This window comes from Marisediminitalea sp. (assembly GCF_984433645.1).
Map to the genome: position 1 here is coordinate 1 of NZ_CFIDRX010000277.1, position 3,364 is coordinate 3,364.

4 protein-coding genes are annotated in these 3,364 nt (G+C 49.6%); all 4 read right to left on the reverse strand.

Translation table 11 applies throughout. The features are described from left to right. Nucleotides 1–135 precede the first annotated feature (135 nt). Nucleotides 136–921, reverse strand: a complete 786-nt coding sequence (locus AC4MRN_RS20190; protein WP_491204331.1) for a phosphotransferase — start codon at nt 919–921, stop codon at nt 136–138. Then, nucleotides 879–1,490 carry a nicotinamide riboside transporter PnuC gene (gene pnuC, locus AC4MRN_RS20195; protein ID WP_073318900.1) on the reverse strand — a complete coding sequence of 204 codons (612 nt, stop codon included), beginning with the start codon at nt 1,488–1,490 and terminating at the stop codon, nt 879–881. The genes AC4MRN_RS20190 and pnuC overlap by 43 nt, the downstream gene beginning before the upstream one ends. Nucleotides 1,491–1,496: 6 nt before the next feature. Then, complete coding sequence (locus AC4MRN_RS20200; protein ID WP_073318903.1) at nt 1,497–1,751, reverse strand: YkoF family thiamine/hydroxymethylpyrimidine-binding protein; 255 nt, start codon at nt 1,749–1,751, stop codon at nt 1,497–1,499. Between the two features lie 11 nt (nt 1,752–1,762). Next, nucleotides 1,763–3,364 (reverse strand): TonB-dependent receptor (locus AC4MRN_RS20205; protein WP_491204332.1); only part of this gene is annotated, 1,602 nt, incomplete at its 5' end.

A 3,364-nucleotide genomic window follows, 5' to 3' on the forward strand; every position in this document is an offset into this window, starting at 1 on the left:
CGCTGTTCTACCAATTCGAACTACACCCCTAGCGCGCTGTGAATTATACGTATGCCCGATCAAAGGTAAAGCACTTTTAACGGAAAATCGTCAAAATTGAGCCAACCGGGCAATAAATAACCATATCGGTAAACCTTATGGTAATGCCGCCATCCATAAGTCGTTGGTAAATTGAACAATGGGTAGAAATATGTCGGTTTGCTGCTTTACGGTATGAAGCGAAATGGCAGAGACATCCGCATAGGCTTCACATAAAGCCTGTTGCTGTAAACTATCCATTTCATTGATCACGACACACGCGGCTAAATCGAAATAGCGATTGCCAATTGCCGCGTATTCCCAATCAATAATCAGGTCTCGCTGCGCACCCACCAAATGGGCAAACGACAGGTCATTATGGCAAAAACAGTAATCGTCATAGTGACTGTAGCGAGCAAGTAACTGAGTCAGCTTGTCTCGCTGTGCAACAAATGGCCTGGCTTCCCGTGAGGAAAGCTGTTCCAGGTAATGCTGCCATACTGGAACAAGGGCTAAGGTCGGTGCGTTTACGTCACACTGATGTACCCGCCATAACGCGTTGGCCAGTAACCTGGTATCAAGGTGAGTTTGTTCCGGCGTTTCAATCCAGCTTTCCACCCAAATTCTGGCGTGCTTGTCAAAACCGCAGAGAGACGGAGCAACGCCCTGCTTGCTCAACTGTTTCTGCAAACCGTACACGTTTGTATAATCAACGGCGCTGAAGGTGTCCGGACCAAGTACTTTGACGGCCCAGGCCTGATGACCATCAGAGACTTTGAATACCCGGTTCGCCGGCCCTTGACGCACTAACTGCCAGTCAAACGCTGATGCGTTAGGTAAGATGGGTACCAGTGTCCGTACTAATTCATCACTGGGGAATGACTCACCCATTCTTTTTTCCATTGTATATATCCGTACAAAGAGAATCCCACATAGCCAACAAACAGGCAAGCAGACAACGCCAGTCCGCTCTGCCAGTACAAGTACACCGCAGCACAATTAATAAAGAACCAATACACCCAGTTCTGCAGCACTTTATGGGCAACCATAAAGGTAGTCACCACACTGAACACGTTGACCGCCGCATCCAGCCATAAATGCTCGTGATTAAACTGCGAGGCCGCCAGTTTTCCCAACAGCACAACAACGCCTGCGAGCACCATTACCAGCAACGCGTGGAGCCAGAAGGGCCAACTTACCACCTGGTTGTTATCCGTTGCTTTGTGATGCCATTGCCAATAGCCGTAAACGGCCATCACCATATAAAAGACATTTAAGGCAGATTGGAATGGCAGGGACACCTGCCAGAAAATCCAGGTATACAGTGCGGTGCTGGTAAATGCAGCAGCCCAGCACCATACGTTCTGACGAGCAGCCAGCCACACATACGCTATAGCCAGTATTACTGCCAACCATTCCAACACCGAGGTCTGCAGAAATTGTGACACAAACTGTGTAGCCAACTGTTCCATGGTGAGTTACCTGCTCTGCATCGCGTCAAAATTCAGGAATTTGGCCACAAAGATTGCCTGGCCCACTTCCTCATGAACGCGCTGCATTTCCGTTCCCAGGATTTGCATTACGGTCTGGTAATCGCCGGTTACCTGCGTGCTGGTAGAACAGGTTGTCACTGTCAGTGCCTGATGACTATTCAGCCGTTCAATAAAGGCTTTAATGGGCGGAATAAACTCGTTCACCAAAGGATAAAGCGACAACTCAACCATGACTTGCATCAGATATTCTCCTAAAACTGATATCGAACCGTGACACCGACCTGACGACCATTGCCGAACTGATAATAAGGTTCTTCAAACTCGTAATAATCCCGCGGGTCGTTACTGAATCCGCCGAAACCGCGCGTGTAATAGGTCTCGTCGAACAGATTGTTAACCCACAGCGTGGTTTCCAGATCGTTTTGTTGCCATACCAGCTGCGTGTGCACCAGGGTCGCGGCCGGCGATTTCACATCGTGACCATCTGAGAAACGGTAGCTGGCTGTATAATCGACCTCAAGGTTCCACGTCAGGCTGTCGGTGATGCTGTACTGACTGAATACGTTAGCAGTCACAGATGGCGATTGCGCCAGCGTTTGCTTTGCAATGAAACTGTCGTCCACACGCGTGTAGTTTTCAAAATACGCGTCAAGATAACCAACGGATGCATTCAGTGACCAGCGTTCATTTGCTTGCCAGCTCAGTTCAACTTCAGCGCCCTGATTAGTGCCTAAGTCGGCGTTGGTAATAATGCTGAAAAATTCAGCCGAGTTGTCCTCGCGGTACTGCAGGTCGAAATCGCTCACCTGCGTGTCTTCACGCTTCATGACAAATACCGCAGCACGCAGATTAACGCTGTCGGCTAAGGGTGCCTTCACCCCGATTTCATAGTTCCAGTTGTATTCAGCATCGAAAAAGCGATTCACTTCCTGGACGTTTTGGTCTGGGTTAATGCCTGCCCCTTTGAAACCACGTGAAATACTCGCGTACCACAATTGATCGCCCATCAGGTAATTCAACGCCAGCTTGCCGCCTAACATGGTTTCGTCATGCTCACGGGCCAGCCCTTCATTGTCTGCATAAGAGAAATTGTAGTTTTCTGCACGCAATCCAAATGACAAACTCAGGTTGTCTGCGAGTTGACTGTCGAGCTGACCGTAAAATGCAATCGTTACTGGCTTGTACTGACTGGCGAAATCACCATCGGCATAAGTATATTCACGCAACAGGTCCTCCTCGGTACCTTCGAGGCGCGCACCGACGACCCAGCGGGTTGTATCATTGAACAGGGACACTGCCTCGCTGCCAACAAAACGAATTTCGGCAGTATTGGTATCCACTTCGCGGTAGTAATGGTCAGTGGACGTATAGCCCCACGGGTGGAAACCGGTGTAGGTCCAGTCTTCATCGTAACCATAGCCGATATTGTGGCTGGCATGGGTTACGATTAATAGTAATTCACCCGCCTGTAGTTTGGTTGCCATGTTGGCACTTACCGCGTGTGTTTGCTGACGGTCGAAGCCTGGTTCATCAGACTGGGTAATGTTGTCGTTATCCAGCGAGAACGCATCGTAGCCATTGTCAATGTCGTACCAGCGATAAGCCAGGTTCAGGGTCGTTGCGGTATCGATTTGCCATTTTGCCGCCAGTTTTACCGCCGACTCATCAATGTTATTGGTGTCTTCGCGATTAAGGTGCGCATTTTTTACGAAGCCGTCACTGCGGTTATGGTACACCGCAGCCCTGACTGCAAGATCGTCGCTCACCGCGACACTGTTAGCCAGCTCAACGCGATAGCTGTCTTTCGTAGCTACGCGTGCGCTTACGAAATTATTGTCAGTGGCATCTGCGTC

Excerpts from the sequence above, each read along its gene's own strand:
- AC4MRN_RS20200 (WP_073318903.1), bottom strand. The coding sequence starts at position 1,751 with ATGCAAGTCATGGTTGAGTTGTCGCTTTATCCTTTGGTGAACGAGTTT.
- AC4MRN_RS20190 (WP_491204331.1), bottom strand. The coding sequence starts at position 921 with ATGGAAAAAAGAATGGGTGAGTCATTCCCCAGTGATGAATTAGTACGG.
- pnuC (WP_073318900.1), bottom strand. The coding sequence starts at position 1,490 with ATGGAACAGTTGGCTACACAGTTTGTGTCACAATTTCTGCAGACCTCG.